The 25,596-nt window shown below is 44.6% G+C and carries 19 protein-coding genes; 18 read left to right on the top strand and 1 reads right to left on the bottom strand.

Annotation, left to right across the window (positions count from 1 at the left end):
- Positions 1-106 precede the first annotated feature (106 nt).
- From serC to pyrF, 9 genes are all read left to right on the top strand, one after another.
- The gene (gene serC / locus BZA03_RS14670) at positions 107-1,192 is read left to right on the top strand and encodes a 3-phosphoserine/phosphohydroxythreonine transaminase (protein WP_014949645.1); all 1,086 of its coding nucleotides are present in this window, start codon (positions 107-109) and stop codon (positions 1,190-1,192) included.
- A gap of 1 nt (position 1,193) precedes the next feature.
- Complete coding sequence (aroA, locus tag BZA03_RS14665; RefSeq protein ID WP_014949644.1) at positions 1,194-2,477, top strand: 3-phosphoshikimate 1-carboxyvinyltransferase; 1,284 nt, start codon at positions 1,194-1,196, stop codon at positions 2,475-2,477.
- 183 nt (positions 2,478-2,660) lie between these two features.
- The gene (gene cmk, locus BZA03_RS14660) at positions 2,661-3,332 is read left to right on the top strand and encodes a (d)CMP kinase (RefSeq protein WP_039227644.1); all 672 of its coding nucleotides are present in this window, start codon (positions 2,661-2,663) and stop codon (positions 3,330-3,332) included.
- 118 nt (positions 3,333-3,450) lie between these two features.
- On the top strand, positions 3,451-5,121 hold the full coding sequence (gene rpsA / locus BZA03_RS14655; protein ID WP_014949642.1) for a 30S ribosomal protein S1: 1,671 nt from the start codon (positions 3,451-3,453) through the stop codon (positions 5,119-5,121).
- 76 nt (positions 5,122-5,197) lie between these two features.
- Entirely contained in the window at positions 5,198-5,485 is a 288-nt protein-coding gene (gene ihfB / locus BZA03_RS14650; protein WP_014949641.1) for an integration host factor subunit beta, read from the top strand.
- Positions 5,486-5,691: 206 nt separating this feature from the next.
- Complete coding sequence (locus BZA03_RS14645) at positions 5,692-8,034, top strand: PilZ domain-containing protein (RefSeq protein WP_014949640.1); 2,343 nt, start codon at positions 5,692-5,694, stop codon at positions 8,032-8,034.
- 129 nt (positions 8,035-8,163) lie between these two features.
- Complete coding sequence (locus tag BZA03_RS14640) at positions 8,164-8,421, top strand: LapA family protein (protein ID WP_014949639.1); 258 nt, start codon at positions 8,164-8,166, stop codon at positions 8,419-8,421.
- Positions 8,421-9,590, top strand: a complete 1,170-nt coding sequence (gene lapB / locus BZA03_RS14635; RefSeq protein WP_014949638.1) for a lipopolysaccharide assembly protein LapB — start codon at positions 8,421-8,423, stop codon at positions 9,588-9,590. Before BZA03_RS14640 ends, lapB begins: the two co-directional genes overlap by 1 nt.
- 6 nt (positions 9,591-9,596) lie before the next feature.
- The gene (gene pyrF, locus BZA03_RS14630; protein WP_014976667.1) at positions 9,597-10,295 is read left to right on the top strand and encodes an orotidine-5'-phosphate decarboxylase; all 699 of its coding nucleotides are present in this window, start codon (positions 9,597-9,599) and stop codon (positions 10,293-10,295) included.
- Between the two features lie 115 nt (positions 10,296-10,410).
- On the opposite strand, the gene ald is transcribed toward pyrF, so the two are convergent.
- The gene (gene ald / locus BZA03_RS14625; RefSeq protein ID WP_110289158.1) at positions 10,411-11,544 is read right to left on the bottom strand and encodes an alanine dehydrogenase; all 1,134 of its coding nucleotides are present in this window, start codon (positions 11,542-11,544) and stop codon (positions 10,411-10,413) included.
- Between the two features lie 185 nt (positions 11,545-11,729).
- Between ald and lrp the strand changes: the two genes are divergently transcribed.
- The 9 genes from lrp to BZA03_RS14580 all read left to right on the top strand — a co-directional run bounded on the left by lrp (position 11,730) and on the right by BZA03_RS14580 (position 25,524).
- Positions 11,730-12,215, top strand: a complete 486-nt coding sequence (lrp, locus tag BZA03_RS14620; protein ID WP_110289157.1) for a leucine-responsive transcriptional regulator Lrp — start codon at positions 11,730-11,732, stop codon at positions 12,213-12,215.
- 284 nt (positions 12,216-12,499) lie between these two features.
- Positions 12,500-15,295, top strand: coding sequence for a DNA translocase FtsK (locus BZA03_RS14615; protein ID WP_110289156.1), 2,796 nt, complete (start codon positions 12,500-12,502; stop codon positions 15,293-15,295).
- A gap of 16 nt (positions 15,296-15,311) precedes the next feature.
- Positions 15,312-16,136, top strand: a complete 825-nt coding sequence (gene lolA / locus BZA03_RS14610) for an outer membrane lipoprotein chaperone LolA (protein WP_110289155.1) — start codon at positions 15,312-15,314, stop codon at positions 16,134-16,136.
- A complete protein-coding gene (locus BZA03_RS14605; RefSeq protein ID WP_039234654.1) occupies positions 16,123-17,430 on the top strand; it encodes a replication-associated recombination protein A in 1,308 nt (435 codons plus the stop codon). Before lolA ends, BZA03_RS14605 begins: the two co-directional genes overlap by 14 nt.
- Before the next feature lie 73 nt (positions 17,431-17,503).
- Positions 17,504-17,887, top strand: a complete 384-nt coding sequence (crcB, locus tag BZA03_RS14600) for a fluoride efflux transporter CrcB (protein WP_014949631.1) — start codon at positions 17,504-17,506, stop codon at positions 17,885-17,887.
- Positions 17,888-17,897: 10 nt separating this feature from the next.
- Positions 17,898-19,199 (top strand): serine--tRNA ligase, encoded by a 1,302-nt coding sequence (gene serS / locus BZA03_RS14595; RefSeq protein ID WP_039234657.1) that lies wholly within the window; start codon positions 17,898-17,900, stop codon positions 19,197-19,199.
- Positions 19,200-19,701: 502 nt separating this feature from the next.
- The gene (locus BZA03_RS14590) at positions 19,702-22,635 is read left to right on the top strand and encodes a TonB-dependent receptor domain-containing protein (protein WP_014979398.1); all 2,934 of its coding nucleotides are present in this window, start codon (positions 19,702-19,704) and stop codon (positions 22,633-22,635) included.
- A 64-nt stretch (positions 22,636-22,699) separates the two neighbouring features.
- A complete protein-coding gene (locus BZA03_RS14585; protein WP_110289154.1) occupies positions 22,700-24,664 on the top strand; it encodes a S9 family peptidase in 1,965 nt (654 codons plus the stop codon).
- Positions 24,665-24,810: 146 nt separating this feature from the next.
- Positions 24,811-25,524 carry an SOS response-associated peptidase family protein gene (locus tag BZA03_RS14580; protein ID WP_110289153.1) on the top strand — a complete coding sequence of 238 codons (714 nt, stop codon included), beginning with the start codon at positions 24,811-24,813 and terminating at the stop codon, positions 25,522-25,524.
- Positions 25,525-25,596 lie beyond the last annotated feature (72 nt).

The raw sequence follows: 25,596 nt of genomic DNA, 5'->3' as shown, positions 1-25,596 counted from the left end.
TTCTTTCAAACAAGCGGCTTAAGCCGCTTGTTTACCTAATAGACCCGCAAAACGTTCAAAACAAAGCGAGTTAAACGGTAATTATCTACAGGTGTTGAAAAACGCGATGAAAGAGGTTTTTAATTTTAGTGCTGGCCCGGCTATGCTTCCAAAAGAAGTCATGGAAAAAGCACAATCAGAATTTACAAATTGGCGCGACCTAGGCTGCTCTGTAATGGAAGTAAGCCATCGTGGTAAAGACTTCATTGAAATAGCGGCAAAAGCTGAGCAAGATTTGCGAGATTTGTTGTCCATTCCTTCCAACTATCATGTGCTGTTCACACACGGTGGTGGGCGTGGGCAATTTGCCGCTGTACCGCTCAACTTATCAAACGCTAACGATACCAGTCTTCACTTAGTCAGCGGTTCTTGGTCTAAAGGTGCCGTTGACGAAGCAAACAAATACAACCACGCCAAAGTGGTGGGTGAAGTGTCTGAAAAAGACGGCTGTCACTACGTTGCGCAGCCTCAGTTGAGCGATATTGATCAATCTGCCGCGTATTACCATTTCTGTCCAAATGAAACCGTTGACGGAATAGCTTTTGATTGGCTACCAGAGTCGGGCAAGGTTCCGCTTGTTTCTGATATGTCTTCGACTATATTGTCTCAGCCGTTAGATGTAGCAAAACATGGCGTTATATACGCTGGCGCACAAAAGAATATCGGCCCAAGCGGCTTATCAGTTGTTATTGTTCGCGAAGACCTGGTTGGCAAAGCACGTAAAGAAACGCCCTCTATCTTCGATTATGCACTAGCGGCAAAGTCTGACTCTATGTACAACACACCGCCAACGTTCTCTTGGTACTTAGCGGGGCTTGTATTTGAATGGCTTAAAGATATGGGCGGCGTTGACGCTATGGCTAAACGCAATGCTGAAAAAGCGGCGTTATTGTATTCAGCTATCGACAGCTCTGACTTCTATTCAAGTAAAGTTCACCCTGACAACCGTTCAAAAATGAACGTGCCGTTTCATTTAGCCAATGCTGAACTTGACGGATTGTTCCTTAAACAGTCACAAGAAGCAGGGTTACTTGCTCTTAAAGGGCATCGTTCAGTAGGGGGCATGCGTGCCAGTATTTATAATGCAATGCCAGTAGAGGGCATTGTTGCGCTAGTTGAATTTATGCGCGAATTTGAAAGAGTGAATGGATAAAATGGAGCAGTTAACATTAGACCCGATTGCAAAAGTATCGGGAGAGGTCAATGTACCTGGCTCAAAAAGTCTGTCTAACCGCGCACTACTACTAGCCGCGTTAGCTGAAGGTGAAACTGAATTAACTAACTTGCTTGATAGCGAAGATATTGAGCATATGCTTAATGCACTCACTAAATTAGGCATTAACTATCGCTTGAGCGAAGACAAAACGCAATGCGTTGTACAAGGTAACGGAGGCGCATTCAACGTAGCTGAGCCTCTTGAGCTTTTCTTAGGTAATGCCGGTACCGCAATGCGTCCTTTATGCGCGGCACTTGCTGCTAGTAATGTCGACACAGTACTTACTGGTGAACCACGCATGGAAGAGCGTCCAATTGGTGATTTAGTGGATGCGCTGCGCGAAGCTGATGCTGAAGTAACCTATCTCAAAAACGAAGGTTTCCCGCCGCTTCAAATTAAAGGTAAAACTTTAAACGGTGGCGAAATGTCGGTGGACGGCAGTGTATCTAGCCAGTTTTTAACAGCCCTTTTAATGGCTGCGCCGTTATTTTCTGGTGATGTGACTATTCGCATTAAGGGCGAATTGGTTTCTAAGCCTTATATCGATATCACGTTAGATACCATGGCGAAGTTTGGCGTTACTGTTGAAAATGATAACTACCAAACGTTCACGGTTTCTGGTGACGCTAAGTATATTGCGCCGGGTAAATTTATGGTTGAAGGCGATGCATCGTCAGCATCTTACTTCCTTGCAGCCGGTGCCATTAAAGGTGGAACGGTACGCGTAACCGGAATTGGCCAGAACAGCATTCAAGGTGACATTCGTTTTGCTGATGTACTTGAGGCCATGGGTGCAACGGTGGTTTGGAACGATGAGTATGTTGAAATAACGGGTGCGCCGCTTAAAGGCGTGAACATGGATATGAACCATATTCCAGATGCGGCCATGACCATCGCGACTACGGCATTGTTTGCTGAAGGTCCAACGACCATGACCAATATTTATAACTGGCGTGTTAAGGAAACAGATCGTCTTGCGGCTATGGCCACCGAGCTTCAAAAGTTGGGTGCGAAAGTGGAAGAAGGGCATGACTATATTAAAGTGTGGCCGACTGACTCGCTAAAACATGCTGAGATAGACACGTATAACGACCATCGCATTGCCATGTGCTTCTCGCTTGTTGCGTTAAGCGATACTCCGGTAACAATAAACGATCCGGGCTGCACGCGCAAAACGTTCCCAGACTACTTTACCCGCTTTAAAACACTGTATAGCGCGTAAAGGCTCAAAAAATATTCCTCATAAATAATGGTAGGCAATGCCGGTAATCGCCTTACTTGCCCCATTGATCTGAATCAGGTTTAACCTGATGTTCAATGCCGCCAATTAGAGGCGGCATTGCTTATCTCTCACTAAAGCGTATAATTGCGCGCGATTTTTAGTAATTTAAACGATGGAGCAGGTATGCATTCCACACCCGTAGTCACGGTTGACGGTCCTAGTGGTGCTGGTAAAGGTACGTTAAGTAGCTTGCTGGCAAAGAAATTAGGGTGGCACTTTCTAGATAGCGGCGCAATTTACCGCGTATTAGCAGTTGCTGCACTTCACCACGACCTTCCGTGTGATGATGAAGAATGTGTTGTTCCTCTAGCAACCGGTCTTGATGTTAGTTTCGAGACGAATGGCGATAGCACTCGCATAATCTTAGAAGGCGAAGACGTTACTGACGATATTCGCACCGAAGAAGTTGGCGCCGTGGCGTCAAAAGTTGCGGCATTACCCCGGGTTCGCGAAGCACTACTTCGCAGACAGCGTGCTTTCCAACAAGATCCTGGTCTTGTTGCCGACGGTCGCGACATGGGTACAGTGGTATTTCCCGAAGCGCCTGTAAAGATTTTCCTTACAGCAAGCGCAGAAGCCCGTGCAGAACGCCGCTATAGCCAGTTGAAAGCAAAGGGCATGGATGTTAATATTGCGCGCCTTTTAACCGATATCAAGGCAAGAGACGAGCGCGATACACAGCGTGCAGTGGCTCCTTTGGTACCGGCTCAAGATGCAGTAATTATAGATTCAACGGACTTGGATATTGACCAAGTCTTTGAAAAAGCGATGGATATTATTTCCTCACGCCTTTAATGACGAGAGCTGATCGCATCCAAAGCAGTGTTGCTACAGGAAGTGGCGACTAATTTTAATAACCCCGCGTTATCCGGATAAGAAGCGTGGATATCAACTTAAAAGTTATTTGAGACTTATGACTGAAAATTTTGCACAACTTTTTGAAGAAAGCTTACAAGAACTAGAAACACGTCCTGGTTCAATTGTAAAAGGTACTGTTGTTTCTATCGACAAAGACATCGTTCTTGTTGATGCAGGCTTGAAATCAGAAAGTGCTATCCCAGCTGACCAATTCAAAAACGCTGAAGGCGAACTAGAAATCGCTATCGGTGACCAAGTAGACGTAGCACTAGATGCAGTTGAAGATGGTTTCGGTGAAACTATCCTTTCTCGCGAAAAAGCGAAGCGTCACGAAGCGTGGGTTGAGCTGGAAAAAGCTTACGAAGATAAAGCTACTATCAAAGGCGTTATCAACGGTAAAGTTAAAGGCGGTTTCACTGTTGAAGTTAACAGTGTACGCGCGTTCCTTCCTGGTTCTCTTGTAGACGTACGTCCAGTACGTGACACTACGCACCTTGAAGGCAAAGAGCTTGAATTTAAAGTTATCAAGCTTGACGCTAAGCGTAACAACGTTGTTGTTTCTCGTCGTGCAGTTATCGAAGCAGAAAGCAGCGCAGAGCGCGAAACGCTTCTTGCTAACCTTGAAGAAGGTCATGAAATCAAGGGTATCGTTAAGAACCTTACCGATTACGGTGCGTTCGTTGACCTTGGTGGCGTAGACGGTCTTCTACACATCACTGATATGGCTTGGAAGCGCGTTAAGCACCCAAGTGAAATCGTGAATGTTGGTGACGAAATCAACGTTAAAGTACTTAAGTTCGACAAAGAGAAGCAGCGTGTTTCTCTTGGCATGAAGCAAATGGGCAACGATCCATGGCAAGAAATTGCTTCTCGTTACCCAGAAGGTACTAAGATCAACGGTCAGGTTACTAACCTTACTGACTACGGCTGCTTCGTTGAAATCGAAGACGGCGTTGAAGGTCTTGTACACGTTTCTGAAATGGATTGGACTAACAAGAACATCCACCCATCTAAAGTTGTTAACCTAGGTGACACTGTAGATGTAATGGTTCTTGAAATTGACGAAGAGCGTCGTCGTATTTCTCTAGGTCTTAAGCAGTGCATTGCTAACCCTTGGGAAACATTTGCTGAGTCACACGAAAAAGGTGACAAAGTGTCTGGTAAGATCAAGTCAATCACTGACTTCGGTATCTTCATCGGTCTTGACGGCGGCATCGACGGTCTAGTTCACCTTTCTGACATCAGCTGGAACAAGTCTGGTGAAGACGCGGTTCGCGACTACAAGAAAGGCGACGAAATCTCTGCAGTTGTACTTCAAGTCGACCCAGAGCGTGAGCGTATCTCTCTTGGCGTTAAGCAAATCGAAGAAGATCCTTTCAACAAGTATCTGACAGATAACAAGAAAGGTGCTATCGTTACTGGTACAGTAACAGCAGTTGATGCGAAAGGCGTTACTGTAAACCTAGCTGAAGAAGTTGACGGCTACATCCGCGTTGCAGATCTTGCTGTAGAGCGTGTTGAAGACGCAACAGAAGTAGCAAGCGTTGGTGATAGCATCGAAGCGAAGTTCATGGGCGTTGACCGTAAGAACCGCACTGTTAACCTATCTGTTAAAGCGAAAGATCAGGCTGACGAAAAAGAAGCTATCGATAAAGTTAACCAGCAAGAAGATGTTGGTTTCGCTAACGCGATGGCAGAAGCATTTAAAGCTGCTAAAGGCGAATAATGCTTTTGTGGGTGTGCAGATGCACACCCAATTCGCGATAGCTGTTTAAACAATAATATTGACAATGAGGTTAAGCATGACCAAGTCTGAATTAATTGAACGGCTCGCGGATCAAGCGCGTCATATTCCGGCGAAGGAACTTGAGCTGGCGATAAAAGAACTTCTAGAGCAAATGGCGCAAACTCTCCAAAAGGGTGAGCGTATTGAAATTAGAGGTTTTGGCAGTTTCTCTCTTCACTACCGCGCTCCACGCGTAGGTAGAAACCCAAAAACGGGTGAGACAGTGAAACTTGACGGTAAATATGTACCGCACTTTAAGCCTGGTAAAGAGCTTCGCGAAAGGGTAGACGCCTCAATTGCATAATGCATTTTAAAAGCCGCTGAAAAGCGGCTTTTTTGTGTCTGCTGCCTTATTGTTATTTAGCAAAATTCTATAGTCTATTTGCCTTAGCTAAAATAAGGCACTCGTTATTGCTGATATACTTTCGTTTAATTTTTGATACCTATTGACCCCAACTCGAATAGGGTTATATATTGTTCAAATAATAATAAACGGTATTCATAGAAGTAATGTCAGCCGGCGACGAACAAGCAATAATAAAACAATACCAGCCGCTCATTCGCGCGTTAATTCCTTATGAACAACAAAACAAGCTGTTAGAAGGAATTAACAAGTTTTCGAAGCGTCTACCTAGTAGTGTTCGAAAAGTAGTAAAAGAGGAGGTTGTTCGATTAACGTCGTTAACCGACGCACCTGCTGATAACTCTGCCTTTGCTCAATTCCCCGTCATGAAATTCAAGCACTTCGGGGTTCAAATGCGCCTTGATAAAGTCGGCGCGCAGATACTCAAAAACGAAACATCGCTTTATCAAGACAGATATACGGTAGGCGTGTTTGAGTCAGTAATGAACTCAGACTTCTACCAAAACCAAATAAAAAAAGAACAGTTCAAAAAAATTGTCGATGCTTTTAATGTTGAAAGCCAATCGTTTACTGATATAGATTTCGGCGATGACATCGCTATTCGCCCAAATTTTACTATTTCTTCCCCCGATTTTGAGAAAGGCCGTCATTGTTCAATCAGTTCGATGTCACACAAAGGCATTGCTCTTGAAACGAAAAGGCCACCGAACGCTTCTACTGGTGACATTATTACGTTCACTATTCCTGAAGTTAAAGGACTTACTAAAGAACCGACTGAAATAACGCTTGAACTAGAGTCGGTAAAATACAACAAGCACTTAGGGAAGTATGAGACATCGTTTGTTTTTCAAGACGACGTGGATAAAGGCTTTCTTGCAACCCTTAAACGATATGTAGCGATTACTGCGTATAAACAGCCTTTGCAGCGTGATTTAGAAATAGAACGCGCCATGCAAGAACTAGAACGCGACCGAATACTTGAAAATAGCCCGTGGTTGCCCGTGTTTCTCGCGCCGGAGAAGAAGTCGCTTAAGCCAATTATTGCCCTGTTTACCAAAGCCAATGTCGAGCATAACGACGCCGAAAAACTATTGGCTAGCCTACAAGATAAGCCTATCTTCGCGACGTTAGTTGATGAGCTGCGCAAGTACAATGAAGCGTATGTCTTTCATGGCAACATCAAAACCAAAAATGGTAACGTTCAAATAACAGCGACGCATAGACAACTGCTGGCATTAAAACAGCTTAACGCGTTGGTTTATCTTCTTGCCAAAAGTGGCGACTTCATCTGTACCCATTGTCGACTTGATAGCGTGACGCGAGAAGATAAACAAAAAGCGTTTGCTATTCACGATATTGCCAGTAAAGAATTTGAGCAACTGGCGCAGATCTCCCATGTTCTTTACTGTAAAGACGTGTCTGCTTATCTTACTAATCTGACTCTTTCAGCAAAATGCGATTTCAAACCCTTGTCAAAAACCTTGAGGGCTAGCGGCAATAATTGGCGAATTGATTATGTAATGGAAGAGGATTTAGATAGACGCAGTGAGACACGTTACGTTATTGATAAACCTGCCTCTATTAAAGTTGGACTGCTGACATCGATTGATGCGCGGGTTGCTGATCTAAGTGCAAGCGGGATGAAGTTAATCGTTGCACCGAAAAGTGAGCTACAAAAGGAAATTCGTGTTTCAGTACCGGAACTGAAAATTAAAGGTGAAAAATATAAGGTTGTGCACTACCAAGCGGAAACGGGCGTGGTGAGGTTGTGTCTTGTTGAAGATACACGTAAGGCTAAAGTGAGCTCGAGCGTCGATCATATGGTTGAAGAAAATACCGCATATTTCAAAGTAAGAGATATTGCGCGTATTCAACGCTCAACTCACCGTTATATCTGGGAATTGGCGGTTAGGCATATGCCGTCTTTATCGGTACTATGTGTGATGAACCGCTTTACGTTAGACAGGCTCAAAACGGTGTATCAAAGTGACGCATCTGACGACCTTTATCCTTTTTCGCGCACTCAAAATATTATCCCACTGCACGGCTTTTTTGCAGACAAAGGGCAGGCTAAGCCCAAGTCACAAATTCTAGAGGCGATGTTTAAAGAAACATCTGAACAAGCGTTAGTGGTTCACTGCGTTAGAAAGAGCGATAGCCGCTTAGTGTATATAAAAGAACGCGACTTCCTTTTTTCTAAGTTGCGAACACAGATAAAAACTCAGTTAGATGAAGAAAAAATACATCTCAGTGCCACAGATGTCACCGCTATCCGGTGTCACGGTGCGATAACACCGTTAACTAAGAAGCGTCTTGCCCAGCTATCAAAGCTAGACAAAGCCATGTATGACAAGCTCGAAACGATGCAGGCGGGTTATACACACTGTATTTTTATTACTAATATGTCAGCCCTTCACCACGATTTAGTGGTAGACAATCTTATTGCCAAACCCCAACGACAGGATCTAGAAAGCGAAGGTGCGGCTTAATGCCAGAGCCCTCTGAGTGGGCAATTATCTATGCGGATTGGTATAACATCATTTCACTTACGCTTTTAGTGTTATCTCTTTTCGCATTTTGCTATTCTTGTAAATAAATCAACAAAAAAGGGTTGAGTGTTGAAAGGGATCCTAACGTTTCTTATCATTTTGGTGCTGCTCGCGATCGCGTTTGTCATTGGCTCACAAAATGAAGCACAAGTAACAGTTAATTATTTAATTGCTCAGGCGAATCTTCGCTTATCGACGTTAATAGCGATAACACTTTCAATTGGCGTTGGTATCGGAATTTTGGTAATGCTAATGAGCTGGCTAAAATTACGTGTTCAGCTGATGTCTGCGCAGTCTAAAATACAGAGTCTGGAACAAGAACACTAATGCTCGAACTGCTGTTTCTCCTTTTGCCTGTTGCGGCAGGTTACGGCTGGATAATGGGCCGAAATAGTGTCCGTCAAGCGCAGCGAAAGCAGTCTAGCATTCTATCTAAGCATTATTACAAGGGGCTAAACTTCCTTCTTTCAGACCAACCTGATAAAGCAGTCGATACGCTAATCAAAATGATTAACGTGAATAGCGATACAGTAGAGACGCATATCGCGATGGGGAGTTTTTTCCGTCACCGAGGTGAAATAGACCGCGCAATTAAAGTCCACCAGAATTTAGTTAGCCGCGATGAGCTTCAGCCTGCCCAACGAGAAAATGCACTGAGGGAGCTTGGTCACGACTACACACAAGCAGGCTTTCTAGAGCGTGCTGAAAATGCTTTTCTTCAACTGCTTAACAGCGATAAACACTACCTTGTAGCTCAACAGCAACTTTTCAGTATCTACCAGACCACGAAAGAGTGGGAAAGAGCCATAGAATTAGCCGAACGTATGGTGCAGTGTCATGGTGACAATGATGATTTGTGCGAACGCCTTGCACACTTTTATTGTGAACAAGCATCGGTTGAGTTGAAGAACGATAGCCAAGGTGCGGCATTGACCTTATTACAAAAAGCGGTAAACGCCGACGAACATGCGGTTAGGCCGTGGCTTATGTTAGGTGATATAGCGCTTGATCAAAAACGCTTTACTGATGCCAACGCGTACTTTACGCAAGTGGCCGAACGCGATATCAATTGGTTTAGCGAAGCCGTACCTAGTTTGGAAAAAATTGCTGAAGAAACTGACGACTGGGAAAGTTTTCAGAAGAACTTAGAAGCACACTGGCAAGAGTGTGCTACATCCTATTTAGCCATGGTTGATGTGCTTATGAAACGCGGTGAAACGGCACAGGCGGCTGAATACTTACTTGAGCAACTTCGCAAACGCCCGACTATGCGCGGCTTTAAAACCCTTATGGGGCTTTACATTGACCAGCTTTCAGATAAAACCACGGCTGATAGCTTACGCTTACTTAAAGAATTGGTGGAAAAGCAAATGTTGCAGCGCCCTAAATACCGCTGTGGCAGCTGTGGCTTTTCCGGTCGAAAATTATATTGGTTATGCCCTAGCTGTAAAAAGTGGGGCGTAGTAAAACCTATCAAAGGGCTAGACGGAGAATAAAAGAACATGCATGACCCACGCGTTATTGTTGCATTAGACTATGACAATAAAGACACTGCATTGGCGTTTGTTGATAAATTAGATTCAAGCTTGTGCAAGCTAAAAGTGGGCAAGGAGATGTTCACCTTATTTGGACCGGAATTCGTAAAAGCGCTAATCGCTAAAGGCTTTGACGTTTTCTTGGATCTTAAATTCCATGACATTCCAAATACTGTAGCGAAAGCGTGTAAAGCAGCGGCGGAGCTTGGTGTATGGATGGTGAACGTACATGCATCGGGCGGCCTACCTATGATGCAAGCAGCTAAAGAGGCGGTTGCAACAAGCAGCAATCCTCAAACTAAACTTATTGCGGTTACCGTTCTTACCAGCATGGATGAAGCGCAGTTGGCAGATGTAGTAAGCGGTGTTACACCAGAGCAACAAGTGCTGCGTCTGGCGGCACTAACAGAAAAAGCAGGATTAGACGGCATTGTCTGCTCGGCACAGGAAGCCAGCGCATTACGCGAAAAACACAGCGACGATTTTCTGCTAGTTACACCAGGTATTCGCCCAGTAGGCGCAGATGCTGGTGATCAAAAGCGCGTCATGACGCCTCCCGATGCTATGAAAGCTGGCGTGAGCTATTTAGTTATGGGAAGACCTATCACTAAAGCGGAAGACCCTATTGCCGTACTGAAAGCAGTAAACGCATCAATAAACGGTTAGACTTATTTCAAATACAAAAAAGCTCGGATGTGATGTTCACATACCGAGCTTTTTTATTCCGATATTCTTATTCAAGGGTATGGCCACAGCTCTACCCGAGACTAATCTTTAGAAATTATTCGCCTTTAAGCGCTATTTCAGCTGGTGTATAGGTAAGGCCTAGTTCTTCACCTAGCGCGTCAACCACAGCTTTGTACGTTACCTTACCTTCGTGCACGTTTAGACCGTTAAGCAAGTGCTTGTCTTCTAGCATCGCTTTCGCAGGGCCTTTGTTTGCAAGGGCTAAGCCGAATGGCAATGTGGCATTGTTAAGTGCCATTGTAGAAGTACGCGCAACGCCACCTGGCATGTTTGCAACACAGTAGTGAACCACGTCATCAACAATATAAACTGGGTCTTGGTGTGTTGTTGCTTTCGATGTTTCAAAGCATCCGCCTTGGTCGATAGCAACGTCAACAAGTACTGAACCAGGCTTCATTGCCTTAATCTGTTCGCGAGTAAGAAGCTTCGGAGCTGCTGCGCCAGGAATAAGTACCGCACCAACAACAAGATCAGCTTTTGAAGAGTAGTGCTCAATAGCGTCAACGGTAGAGTAAACCGTTTTTACTTGTCCGTTAAAGATATCATCGATTTGACGAAGACGAGGAAGCGAGCGGTCAAGAATAGTAACGTCAGCACCAAGGCCTAGTGCCATTTTTGCTGCGTTAGTACCAACAACACCACCACCGATAACCAGTACTTTACCTGGTGCTACACCCGGAACGCCACCAAGAAGTGTACCGCTACCGCCGTGTGCTTTTTCAAGGTAGTGCGCGCCAGCTTGAACCGACATACGGCCAGCTACTTCACTCATTGGTGCTAGTAGTGGAAGCCCACCGCGGTCGTCAGTCACTGTTTCATATGCGATACAAGTTGCACCAGACTCAACAAGCAGCTTTGTTTGCGTAGGATCAGGCGCTAAATGTAGGTAGGTGTATAGTGTCTGGCCTTTACGAAGCATTTTACACTCGTTAGGCTGAGGCTCTTTAACTTTTACGATCATTTCTGCTTCAGCAAACACTTGCTCAGCCGTTGATGCAATGGCTGCGCCTGCTTCGACATACATTTCGTTAGTGAAACCTATTGCTTCACCTGCGTTCGTTTCTACTAAAACGCTGTGACCGTGGCTAACAAACTCTTTTACAGCTGCTGGCGTCAAGCCAACACGGTATTCGTGGTTCTTAATTTCTTTTGGTACACCAACTAACATGTATAGTCCTCAATCTTATAGTGAGCTTCTAAGCGGCTCTGGTTGAACTTTTGATTAATAGTGTTCGGCTTTGAAGCACGTGAACATATTTGCGGAGTATACGTGATAAAAAAACGAACTATCTGCTGAAGAATGGGCGTTTGTAGCATATAATTCTCCTAAAAGATGCTTTTAAGATATTTTATATGCTGGTAAAGACACCAAAACACCTAGACCGAATAGACAGGAATATTCTGGCTCAGTTACAGAAAAACGGGCGTATATCAAACGTCGAACTTGCTAAAGAAGTGGGATTAAGCCCCAGCCCTTGTCTTGAGAGAGTTAAGAGGCTGGAGGCTCAGGGCTACATAAAAGGATATCATGCTGTCGTTGACCCAGAAAAGCTCGGCGCAGCTATGCTTGTGTTCGTAGAGATTACGTTAACGAAAACATCGGTAGATATCTTTGCAGAATTTTCTGCTGCAGTAAAACTGCATGACGATATACAAGAATGTCACCTGGTGTCCGGAGATTTTGACTTCCTCCTTAAAGCACGCGTTGCAGATATGGGAAGTTATAGGAAATTATTAGGTGATACTTTACTGCGCTTGCCCGGAGTAAGTGAGTCGCGGACGTACGTTGTGATGGAAGAAGTAAAAAGTACATCGTCGCTGCGCATTAATTTGAAGTAATGAAAGCGTGGCTCAATAGCGTGGTTTTGTGGTAGGCTGTGCAAAAATACAGTGTTTGTGTTTTACCAAAGGATTAACAGCACGCTAAAGCACAGGGTAGGGGATGGGTGTATTAATTCAGTTGTGCGCTCAGTAACTTACCAGAGAGTAAATCAATAATAATTATGTAGGAATAGCAAAGAGTTCGCTAAGCTCTTTGTTGCGGTTAGTACTGCGGTTACCGCATAGCGTAAAAAGCTATCTGCGGTAATACATGCGATGGAAATTGAAGGTTTTTTAGGGTTATGGCGCGATTAACAGGGGTTCAGCGAGTGTGGGAAGCAGGTATGATTATCGCCTGTGTTTTCGCCTTCTTCTTATTGCTGGCACTAGCATCTTTTCATCCAGGAGACCCAGGTTGGAGTCAGGCTGGATTACAACTCGACGTTCACAACTGGGTTGGAGCAACAGGGGCATGGGTCGCTGATCTTCTGCTATTCTCATTTGGTTTTTTAGCGTATTTGCTGCCTTTCGGCTCCGCCTTCTTAGGGTGGTTTCTATTCCAACACATTAAAGAACTCGATGAATTCGATTACCTTACTATTGGATTAAGAATTATCGGTGGGCTTTTGATGGCCCTCGGTGCAACGGGCATCGCCAGTATAAATTTTGACGACATTTACAACTTTTCAGCCGGCGGATTTGTTGGCGACGTAATTAGTTCAGCGCTAGTGCCTTACTTCAATACCGCTGGCACAATTTTGCTACTTCTTTGTTTCTTCTGTACGGGCTTTACCTTACTAACGGGTATTAGCTGGCTCACTATTATCGACAGGTTAGGTGAAGGTACGCTGTGGTTAGGACGTAAGACCCTTTCAGCGCCTCAGAGTTTGTTAGCATTTGAAATGCCGCGACTAGCCCTAGCTAACAAATCGTCTAATCAAAGTGGCGACGAAGGTGCAGAGCTAGATATTACCAGTATGCGCGCTGAACCTTTGGCTTCTACTGCACAGACAAAACCATCACAGACACAGAAAACTACGCCATCACGCAGTGAGCCTACCTTTAGCATTGACGATGTAGATGATGAGCCGCCGTTTTATACCTATGACGGAGACAAGTCTGTTCAATCTAATCCCAACGATACTGTCAACGCCGAGGAAGACGATGCGACATCAAGTACAGATGTAGATGCAGCTGAGACGAAAAAGTCGTCGTTCTCATTGTCAGGTATGCGTAGTGCGGTTACTGGTAGCTTTAAAGACAAAGTGGGTTTGGGTAAATCGAGCCAAGATGACTCAGCTCAGTCAGAAGATGATAGCAGTCAACATGAGCATAAACACCAAGCACAGCAAAGTCCGCATATTAACTTTGACGACTTAGAAGAGTTTGATGAAGACTTGCCTTACGAAACTGGAAGCAAGCCAATAACTTCTGCAAATAACAGCGCGCCATCTGTTGAAGGTAGCGAACCAAATACGGAAACGCTACAGTCGCAAACTGTTGAAACTCAGGGAGCGAGTCAAGGTGCTAACCAAGCATTTACGCCTGCTGCACTAGGTGCCAAACCCGTGAAGGCGAGGGCAGGTGAGTTAGATCCTGATTTACCACCTATGCCGTCCTTTGATTTACTTGAACGTGCCGACAAACATGAAAACCCGCTTACGCCAGAAGAGATTGAAGGTATTTCTCGTTTGGTAGAGGAAAAACTGGCTGACTTTAACATTGAAGCGACGGTGGTTGGCGTGTTCCCAGGCCCTGTTATTACCCGGTTTGAGCTTGATTTAGCACCTGGGGTAAAAGTGAGCAAGATCTCAGGGCTGTCGAAAGACTTAGCCCGCGCTATGTCAGCTATCTCGGTGCGTGTAGTGGAAGTTATTCCGGGTAAGTCAGTAATTGGCTTAGAACTGCCGAATAAAAAACGTGAAATGGTGCGGCTGAGCGAAGTTATTAGCTGCGATACTTTTCAGTCTAATAAATCACCATTAACCATGGTGTTGGGCGCTGATATTTCAGGTCAGCCAGTGGTGGTCGATTTAGCCAAAATGCCTCACCTTTTGGTTGCGGGTACTACAGGTTCAGGTAAATCTGTAGGTGTGAACGTTATGATTCTTAGTTTGCTTTATAAGAGCACGCCAGAAGATGTTCGCATGATCATGATTGACCCGAAAATGCTTGAGCTTTCCGTTTATGAAGGCATACCTCACTTGCTTGCTGAAGTGGTTACCGACATGAAAGAAGCCGCCAATGCCCTTCGTTGGTGCGTGGGTGAGATGGAGCGTCGTTATCGTCTAATGAGCGCTCTTGGCGTGCGTAACCTAAAAGGCTATAACGCGAAAGTAGAAGAAGCTATTGCTAATGGCACACCAATAAAGGACCCACTGTGGAAGAATGAAGAAAGTATGGATGCTGAAGCGCCTGACTTAGCCAAGCTTCCTGCTATCGTGGTAGTGGTCGATGAATTTGCCGACATGATGATGATAGTGGGCAAAAAAGTAGAAGAGCTTATCGCACGTATCGCACAGAAAGCACGTGCTGCGGGCATCCATCTAATCCTTGCCACACAGCGTCCATCTGTAGATGTTATTACAGGTCTGATCAAGGCCAACATTCCAACCCGTTGTGCATTCCAAGTTTCTAGTAAAATAGACTCAAGAACCATTCTAGACCAACAAGGCGCAGAAACTTTGCTAGGGATGGGTGACATGCTTTATCTGCCTCCTGGTAGCCCTGTGCCAACCCGTGTTCACGGTGCATTTGTGGATGATCACGAAGTACATGCTGTAGTTGCAGACTGGCAGAAACGTGGTGAGCCTGAATACATTGATGAGATCCTGAATGGCGAAGCGACGGCTGAAGTCTTACTGCCAGGCGAACAGCCTGAGGGTGAGGATCAAGAATTTGATGCCTTCTATGATGAAGCTGTGGCGTTTGTCACCGAAACACGTCGAGCTAGTGTGTCGAGTGTGCAGCGTAAGTTTAGAATTGGTTACAATCGGGCCGCGCGCTTGGTTGAACAAATGGAAATGAGTGGTGTCGTAAGTGCACAGGGGCATAACGGGAACCGTGAGGTTCTTGCACCGCCGCCCCACAAAGAATAACGAATGGATTGAATAAATGAATAAAGCAGTTTCGGTTTATTTTGTGAGTGCATTGGTAACGGCAGGTACAGCAATGACTGCTGCTAACGCTGCGGTAGAATTAGATACAACAGGTTCAAATATAGGCAAGAACAATGCTCACGAGGTTGTCAGTGTTCATGACGCTATTCAGGCTAATGCCACAGTAAACACTAGTCAGCCTAAAACTTCATCGCTTATCAATGATTCTGCGAGTACTTCACTGCAGGCTTTGTTAAGCAATATGAAGCAGTTTCGTGCAAGCTTTGCGCAGACAGTAGTCGATGCACAGCAAAATGTCGTTCACGAAGCACAAGGCACGCTGACCATGACCCGCCCCAATAAGCTTCGCTGGGAAACAACGTTTCCTGATGAAACCCTTTTGGTTGCCGATGGCGAAGCGGTTTGGAATGTGGATACCTTCGTAGAGCAGGTGACAGTCCTATCTCAAGACAATGCGATTAAAGATAACCCTATTGTTTTGCTTACATCGACAGATGAAGCAACGTGGTCAAAGTTCTCTATCAGTCAATTAAATAGCGGTTCATCGGCCGTAACACCTGAAAATGGCGCGGCAGACAACATCAATGGTGTGAGCGTAACAAAAAGCTACCAAATCACGCCTAAAGAACAAGGCGGCCAAATCGCAACGCTTACATTAACCTTTAACCAAGACAGTGAACTCGCTTCGCTTAATATGCTCGATGCGCAACAGCAAATCAGCACTTTGGTGTTCAGTAATATTGAAACGCGTTTTCCAGTGCCCGCTGATACGTTCTCAGTTGATATTCCAGACAGCTTCATAATTGATGACCAGCGTTAATCAAGATTTCGCGCCCCTCGCGGCGCGAATGCGCCCGGTCACCATAGAGCAGTACAGCGGTCAAGAACACTTACTTGGCGAAGGCAAGCCTCTACGTAAAATGTTAGAGGCGGGTCACTGTCATTCTATGATTCTGTGGGGGCCGCCCGGTACCGGTAAAACTACCCTTGCTGAACTCATTGCTCAATACACCAACGCATCTGTATTGCGTATTTCTGCGGTTACCTCTGGGGTAAAAGACATCAGAGCCGCCATGGATACGGCTGAAGAAAACGCCCGTTATAACCAGCGAACCTTGTTGTTTGTTGACGAAGTACACCGATTCAACAAAAGTCAGCAGGACGCGTTTCTTCCATTTGTTGAGTCTGGCGTTGTTACCTTTATTGGCGCAACGACAGAGAATCCCTCGTTCGAATTAAATAAAGCGCTTTTATCTCGTGTACGTGTTTATGTGCTAAAGACACTCGAACACGAAGCACTGTCTGAATTGATTGATAGAGCGCTAAGCGATACCGAAAAGGGTCTGGGTGACAGAGCCCTTGGTATTGAAGAAACAGCCAGAAACGCGCTTATCGATTTAAGTGGCGGCGACGCACGTCGTCTTCTCACCTATTTAGAGCTTGCTGCCGACTTCACCGGAGCAAACGAAATAACCGTAAGCGATGTTGAGCATGCGGTAGGCGAGAAAGTTGCTAGTTACGACAATAAAGGCGACACCTTCTACGATCTAATCTCCGCGTTTCATAAATCTGTTAGAGGCTCAGATCCAGACGCAGCCCTTTACTGGTACGCAAGAATTCTTGATGGCGGGGGAGACGCGCTGTATGTAGGAAGACGTCTACTTGCTATCGCGTCTGAAGACATTGGTAATGCAGACCCAAGAGCAATGCAACTTTGTATTAATGCCTGGGACACGTTTCACCGAGTAGGGCCTGCAGAGGGCGAGCGCGCTATTGCTCAAGCTGCGGTATATTGTGCGTTAGCTGCAAAAAGTAACGCGGTATATATGGCGTTTAACGAAGCAAAAGCATTGGCACGTAAAACCTCTGATGCACCTGTTCCCATGCATTTACGCAATGCGCCTACGTCGCTTATGAAAGAGCTCGGTCATGGCGATGGTTACCGCTATGCACACAACGAGCCGAACGCGTTTGCCGCGGGTGAGTCTTACTTTCCGGAAAGCCTTACCGGAACTCGCTTGTATAACCCTAATGAACGCGGTTTAGAGAAAGCTTTGAAAGCCAAGCGTGAATTTCTCGATTCACTTAATGCGAGAAGTAACAATAAAAGGTAAAGTTGCAGACAAGTAACTCAACTAGTTCAGATTATATGAATTAGTTAATAAAAAAATGCGCTAGGGAGTTTTCGTGCCTCAAGGGTTAGCTTTGTATTGTTTTATTGCCGCTGGCGGTGCGACTGGCGCCTGTTTACGCTATTTTGTTACCACAAGTGTTGATTCCTTATTTGGAAAACACATGCCGTTTGGTACACTAACGGTGAATGTGGTCGGGTCGTTCGCACTCGCATTACTGTACGGTTTTATCGAACGTCATGATTTAAGCGACTCTCCTTACCGAGCGCTTATCGGTGTAGGGCTATTAGGTGCCTTTACTACATTCTCAACATTTTCCGTTGAAACCTTAACTTTATTAGAAAACGGGTTGTGGCTCAAAGCCGCAGCAAATGTATTTCTTAACGTTGGCGCTTGCCTAATAGCAGGTTGGCTAGCCATTCAATTGATGAAAGGATAATTAGAAACACATGTTAGATCCAAAGTGTTTGCGAAGCGATATAGAACAAACAGCTAAGCGATTAGCTGCCCGTGGTTTTAACCTCGATGTAGCAGCTTTCAGTTCGCTTGAAGAAAAAAGAAAAACACTTCAGTCCAGAACACAGGATCTGCAAAACGAGCGTAACGTACGAAGTAAATCCATAGGTAAAGCAAAAGCGCAGGGCGAAGATATTGCACCGCTATTGGCTGAAGTGGGTAAGCTTGGTGACGAGCTTGACGCCGCTAAAGCGGAACTTAGCGAACTGTTGGAAGAAATTAACACCCTTACGCAAGGCATTCCTAATTTGCCACACGAGTCTGTACCAGCGGGTAAAGACGAAGATGACAATGTTGAGATTTCTCGATGGGGCGAACCACGCACGTTTGATTTTGAAGTTAAAGATCATGTTGATGTGGCTGAAGGCTTAAACAACGGCTTAGATTTCGCCACCGCAAGTAAGCTTACGGGAAGCCGATTTGTAGTGATGCGCGGCGATATTGCTCGCCTAAATCGTGCAATTGCTCAGTTCATGCTAGATACCCATACACAAGAACATGGCTACCAAGAGATGTATGTGCCTTACTTGGTTAACGCTGACAGCCTTTATGGCACGGGTCAGTTGCCTAAATTTGGTGAAGACCTATTTCACACCAAGCCAGCAACTGAAGAAGGACAGGGGCTTAGCCTAATTCCGACTGCAGAAGTTCCGCTAACTAATATCGCACGCGATGAAATATTAGATGCGAAAACGCTGCCTGTGAAAATGACTGCGCATACGCCTTGCTTCCGCTCAGAAGCTGGTTCGTACGGTCGTGATACCCGTGGCCTTATTCGTCAGCATCAGTTCGATAAGGTAGAACTTGTACAGTTAGTTAAGCCGGAAGAGAGCTTTGACGCGCTAGAAGCACTTACAGGACACGCAGAAGTTATTCTTCAAAAGCTAGAGTTGCCGTACCGCAAAGTGTTGCTTTGTACTGGTGATATGGGCTTTGGTGCATGTAAAACCTACGATCTTGAAGTATGGCTACCTGCGCAAAATACCTATCGTGAAATTTCTTCATGTTCAAACATGTTGGACTTCCAAGCACGACGCATGCAGGCTAGGTTCCGTAACCCAGAAACGAATAAAACAGAACTTCTTCACACATTGAATGGTTCTGGTTTAGCAGTAGGGCGTACGCTTGTTGCTATTTTAGAGAACAATCAGCAGGCAGATGGAAGCGTTACGATTCCAAAGGCGCTTGTGCCTTACATGGCAGGCCAAGAAGTTATCAAAGCGACTAGTGCTTAAATAAAATTTACCAGTAGATAACTCATGGCAAATTCAATCGGGTCTGTTATCTACGAACATCAAAAAAATCCGGTACCGTAAAAGGTATCGGATTTTATAATTTACCCACCTACCACCGAATCTCATACTTATTGTTAAGTAAGTTTGTATACTATTTAAGCAAACCCTTAGCATGTAATAAAATCCATATATAAACAACATCTTATAGCTCAAAAAAATAAGCAAAAAAAGTTGTTTCTAAATGTAAATGGATAGCGCTTTTTGGTCATAAATCGCATATATTTCATGCGCTAAAGTCGTAATTGACACTTACAATTATATCTTATACTTTTGGCTAATGTTGCGCTCGACGTAACAAAAATGAAATGTAGATTAGCCTCAATCAACATAATGAAAATAGGTCGTATTTACATTTACTTAAAAAAAGAAAGCTTCATGGATAAACGGACTTACCTTTCAGGTACTTCTGTTTGTTCAGAAAGCCGAATTCCAGGGAACAAATATGGAAAACCGAAACACACTAAACCGATTATCTCAGGGGATAATCATAGCGCTTGGCTTAGGCGCAACGCCTTATGTCGCCGCTCAAGATTCTGCGGAACAAGACGCTGAAACAGTAGAACAGATTTCAGTTGTTGGCTCTCGTATCCGTACCGACTCTTTTGCGAATGACACACCTATCGATATTATTTCTGTAGAAGATGCTGAAGGTGAAGGCCTCAAAACACTGGGCGAATTACTTCGTACAAGTACAGCTGCGGCGGGTTCAAGCCAAATAACTGCAGCGTTAACGGTTGGTTATGTAACTGATGGCGGTACTGGTGCAGAGACTGTTGGTCTTCGCGGCCTAGGTGCAAACCGTACGCTTATTCTATTAAACGGCCGTCGTGCTGGACCTGCGGGTACACGCGGTGCTGTATCTGCATTCGACTTGAACAGCATTCCACTTTCAGCAATTGAGCGTGTTGAAATCTTAAAAGACGGTGCATCAGCACTGTATGGTTCAGACGCGGTAGCCGGTGTAATTAACATCATCACCAAGAAAGGTGACGAGAAGACGGTAAACGTTGATATTAGCCAGCCGATGGAATCTGGCGGTGAAGATCGCCGTATTAACATCTCTTTTGGTGAAGAGTACGCAGAAGGCTCATTCCGTGTGACTGCTGACTACCGCAAGGTGTCAATGCTTCGCCGCGGCGACCGTGACTACTTCAACTGTACTGAACGTCTACAGTTTGCTGAGGATGGTTCGCGTACCGATCCTATCGATCCGCGTACTGGCGATTACCACTGTAGCGAAACAGGTTACGGGTTATGGCTATATGGTGGTGTATCTTCAGCTTATGGCGGCAGTTTGCAGGCTGCATTTGATTACGACAACTTTTTCGCGAATAACGGATACGAAAGCATTAACGATGCTAACGTTGGCTTTACAACACCAGAAGGCTGGTATCCGGTTTCATTCAACGATAACTATGCCAGTGAAGGTTGGTGGGATCAAAATCATCCATTCTTAGGCCAGCAAACTGTTGTACCAGAAACGCAAAACGCTTCAATTTATGCTACTGGCGAATACAATCTTACTGATGATGTAGTTGTTTACGGTGAATTTATTCACAGCCGTCGTACAACAAAGACTGATGACTATCGTCAGTTCTGGACTGCGGATGTTGGTACGCTATCTACCGATGTTTTAGATGGCTTTGATGGTGATGGTTCTGTATTCCCTGTTGCGTTAACTGACCACTTTAGCTCAGAAATTCAAGTTGACTATACCCGTGGTGTTGTTGGTGCTACCGGCGATATTGGCTTCTGGACTTGGGACTTATCTTACCAGTACAGTTACAACGACGGAAAATACGAACAGGACATCATCTATAACGACGCAATGCTAATGGCCCAGTTTAATGCGGCTGACGGTGTGAGCTGCTCTGGTGAAGTAACAGAGTTTAGCGGCAACACGTGTGTAGATATCCCATGGACTGATCCTCAGTTCCTTTTCGGTAACAGAACTCCAGCACAAGAAGCGTTCTTATTTGGTCGTGATTACGGCCAAACAACTTACGACCAACAAACCCTTGAAGGTTATGTAACAGGTGACCTGTTCTCTTTACCAGCTGGTGAAGTAGGCGCAGCGTTCGGTTTCCAAATTCAAAAAGATGAAATCGAAGATACTCCTGGAGAGAATACCCTTAACGGCAACTCCTGGGGTCTTTCTGGCGCGGGCATTACAGCTGGTGACCAGTTGACTAAAGCAATTTACGCGGAAGTTAAAGTTCCACTTCTAGAAGACGTAACAGGCTTTGAAAGACTAGACCTAACTGCCTCTGGTCGTTGGAACGATGTTGATACTTATGGTTCAGACACAACGTTTAAATTAGGCTTGAACTGGTCAATCATCGATGGCGTGAGCGTTCGTGCGAGCCGCGGTACGTCTTTCCGTGCTCCAGCACTGTACGAGCTATACCTTGCAGAGCAGACTGGTTTCGCGGGTCAGCTAGCTATCGACCCATGTCTTGACTACGTAAATCAGTTCGATTCAGGTGCAATCAACGATACAGTATTTGCAAACTGTCAAGCTGAAGGTATTCCTGCGGATTACGAGCAAGGCGGAAGTTCGGCATTGCTTGTTACAAGTGGCGGTGTAGGTCGTCTTGAAGCAGAAACTTCAGTTGCAGAAGGTATCGGTCTTGTTCTAACAAGCCCTGAAGATACGTTCGCATTCTCGATTGACTATTTCAACATTGAGATTTCAAACGAGATTGACAACTTGGGTGGTGCAGACATCGTAAACCGTTGTTATAACTCTATCGATTTTGCTAACGAGCCGCTATGTGATCTGTTTACACGTAGAGACGGTTCAGACGCAAACGATTTTGGTATTGACCAGGTTAACGGCGGTTACGTAAACATTTCATATCAGCGTGTACGTGGTGTTGACTACAACTTCACTTACGATGAAGAATTCGATTGGGGTAACGTTCGTTTCCGCGTAGAACACACTATGCAGATTGAAAAGTTCGGCCTACTGTTTGAAGATTCTCCGTATAACAATGAAGTTGGTGAAAACGGTGTTCCTAAGCACGTAGGTGTTGCACGACTAACCTATGGTAGAGACGACTGGAGCGTTACGTGGACAGCAAGCTACTTTGATTCTACTAACGACTACGAGTACTACGGAAGTGAAACCAACACGACCACGCTTAATGGTGAAACGGTCACGTTTATCGATGAGACTAAATGGACGACATACCACGCGGTATCAAGCTCATTTGCTTACGAAGACTTTGACTTTACTGTTGGTGTAGCCAACTTGTTTGACGAAGAACCACCTCAGCTATCAGCAAGTGGTTTTGAGTTAGGTAACTCAGCTCTTTACTCTCAATATGACTTTATCGGTCGAAGAGTATTTGCTAACGTAAAATACAACTTCTAAAAATTTGACTTGAAGTAGTAAGCCTCCGTTAATCGGAGGCTTTTTTCATGGAGAAAATTAAAAAATGAAAGCGCGTTTGTCTTTATTGAAAACGATTATGCTGGGAAGCCTAGCTTTTTCTTGCACATCTTATGCGGACGTTCAGCAACCTATTATTGAAAGTTATGCAAAGCATGCTCAATATTTGGATATTAAAATTTCCCCCGAAGGTACCTACTTAGCTTCAACATCCCGCAGCGAAGATGGATTAATTTCCCTGACAGTTTTAGATATCAAAAAACAAGAGGTTGTGTCGATTACGCGTGGGCGCGGGAAAGAGTCGGTCAGTACATTTAACTGGCTAAATGATGATCGTCTCTTATTAACAATGGCTCGTGAAGTGGGCTCCTTTGAGCAACCGCTGCCCACAGGCGAACTTATAGCTATGAACGCTGACGGAAGTGACAGCACGATATTAACTGGCTGGCGTTCAGAAAGTGGCGATAAGCGGTTCTCTCAAATTGTTGACTATTTACCATCAGATCCTGATGCCGTTGTGGTTTACAGCGTTGATTTGACCGCGAGAGAGCCTTACCTAGATCTTTATAAGATGAAAGTAAGCAATGGGCGGAAAAGTGGTATGGGAAGAATGCCGCTACGTCGCTATGCGGGCAGTGGAGCAGGGGTTATTACTGGAACCAACGGCAACGTATTGGCGATGTTTAACTCTGACCCTAACGAAGATAATAAGCAAACGTTAATCGTTAGATCGTCTCCCGAAAGTGATTGGTATACAGCATATGAAGCCGGTGCATACGACCCATTTTTCCAACCTTTAGTTTTTTTAGCTGATAACAAAACTCTTGTTGGTTTAAGTACCATAGAAACAGATACACAAGCACTTGCTACATTTAATGTAGATACAAAAAAGCACACTGTTCTTTACGCACATGACAAAGTGGATGTTTCACCCATTGTTCACGTTCAAAATGGCCAAGTAAGAGAAGTTCAAGGGGCTTCTTTTGAATATTTGGGTATTGAGTCTGTATTTTTGGACGGTGTCCAGTATAGTGAAGATCAAAAAATATTAGCAAGCTTAACAAATACCTTTAAAGGGCAAATGGTTCAAGCAACGTCTTCTACTAATGATACAAATCAAGTGATCTTTCGTGTTGGTAACGCGAATAACCCCACAGTTTTTTACTTGTTTGACAAGTCAGCACGTAAACTCGTCAAACTCGCTGATACTAGGCCCTGGCTTAAAGATCTAACGATCCCTAAGTCACAACTAATCACCTATAAAGCAAGAGACGGTCAGGAAATTTCGGCAGTTCTAACGCTTCCTGATGGAAAATCTAAAAACCTTCCTTTTGTTTTACTTCCCCATGGTGGGCCACACGGTCCTTATGATTCATTAAGTGGAATGGACAGCGATGCCAAGGTATTAGCGTCACATGGATACGCAGTACTGCAACCGAACTTCCGTGGATCGGGTGGCTATGGTCTTCCGTTTGAAAAATCGGGATTCCGTAAGTGGGGTACCACGATGATAGATGACATGACTGATGGAACAATGCACCTTGTTAAACAAGGTATAGTTGATAAAGACCGCATGTGCGTTTACGGTGGTTCATATGGTGGTTATGCTGCATTACAAAGTGTAATCCGTGAGCCTGATCTTTACCAATGTACAATTGGTTTCGTGGGTGTATACGATTTAGACATGATGCTTGAGAAAGGTGACATCCCTGAAAACCAAGCAGGCATTAACTACCTTAATCAAGTGCTGCCAACGGGTGGTGAAAGGGATTTACAGTCTCCAGTTAAAAATGTAAGCAAAATAAAAGTTCCTGTTTTCATTATTCAGGGTGAAGAGGACGTACGTGTACCTAAAGAGCATGCATTTGCCTTGCGTGCTGAGTTAGAAAAGCGCAACATGCCCTACGAGTGGATGATGAAATCAGGCGAAGGCCATGGTTTCTATAAGCCTGAGAATAACGTAGAGCGTTGGGATGCAATGATCAAGTTTTTGGATAAACATACTCAGTAAACGGCATGCTTTACTGCAACTAGAAATTGCAAATAAAATCAAAAGGAAACGGTTAGCTACCGTTTCCTTTTTTTATTTTTAGCTTTGTTTTCTAGCATTAAGGGTTACTATTAGACAGGTTAATAAATAAAAAAGAGAAGGAATACATGTGCGGATTTATACAGCGTATTACTGACTCACCAGACGTTATAGCGCTACTTGAAGAAGTCGGGCTTACACAAACCATACCGCTTTTTGTCAACGAATCTTCCACAAGCAATGTCATTAACTTTTATCCTGCGTTTGGCAAAGTGCCTGAACGACAAATTACTAATTTAATAGTATCGGGTGATAGCACCATCGATGCAACGTGGTGGTTCGACGCAAAACCTAATGGAAACACGCTTGCTGTAGGTGATAGAACAACATTTAACGCTCGAAATCTCGATAGCCCTTATTGGAGCCAGTTCATTCTTGAACGACGCGCTGTGGTTGTAGCAACTGCAGTAGGAGAGTCAAATCCACTTGGCAAAGGAAAAGCGCACTATCTAATGAAACCGGTTACTGGAGCATTGCTCATTGGCGCGGTATACCGGCGGTTTAGTAACGGTTTATTTTCCTGTGCTGTAGTGACGCGCCCACCCGTAGAGGGATTTAGTCAGTATCATGAAAAATCCATTCCTTGCTTTCTTCCCCATAATGCACATGCGATAAATGCGTGGTTAGCGGCAGACACACAAGGCTCGTTGAACAATGAGGTAGAATATATTTTGAATAATCCTAGTGTTTATACCGATCTTGAAGTCACACGAGTAAAGACGTTTAAAAGCGCAGAGGCAATCGGTGAGGTTAATGTGTTAAAAGCTAGCGAAAACCGCTAACTTTTACTTATAAGCGAGTAAGAGAAGGCGGCAATGACAACAGCCGCCTGTGACAATCTAACTACTAAATAA

It is taken from the genome of Alteromonas sp. I10 (assembly GCF_003201515.1).
Taxonomy (GTDB): Bacteria; Pseudomonadota; Gammaproteobacteria; order Enterobacterales; family Alteromonadaceae; genus Alteromonas; species Alteromonas macleodii.
Note: the sequence above shows the minus strand (reverse complement) of the source record. Positions and strands in the feature narration are given on the sequence as shown.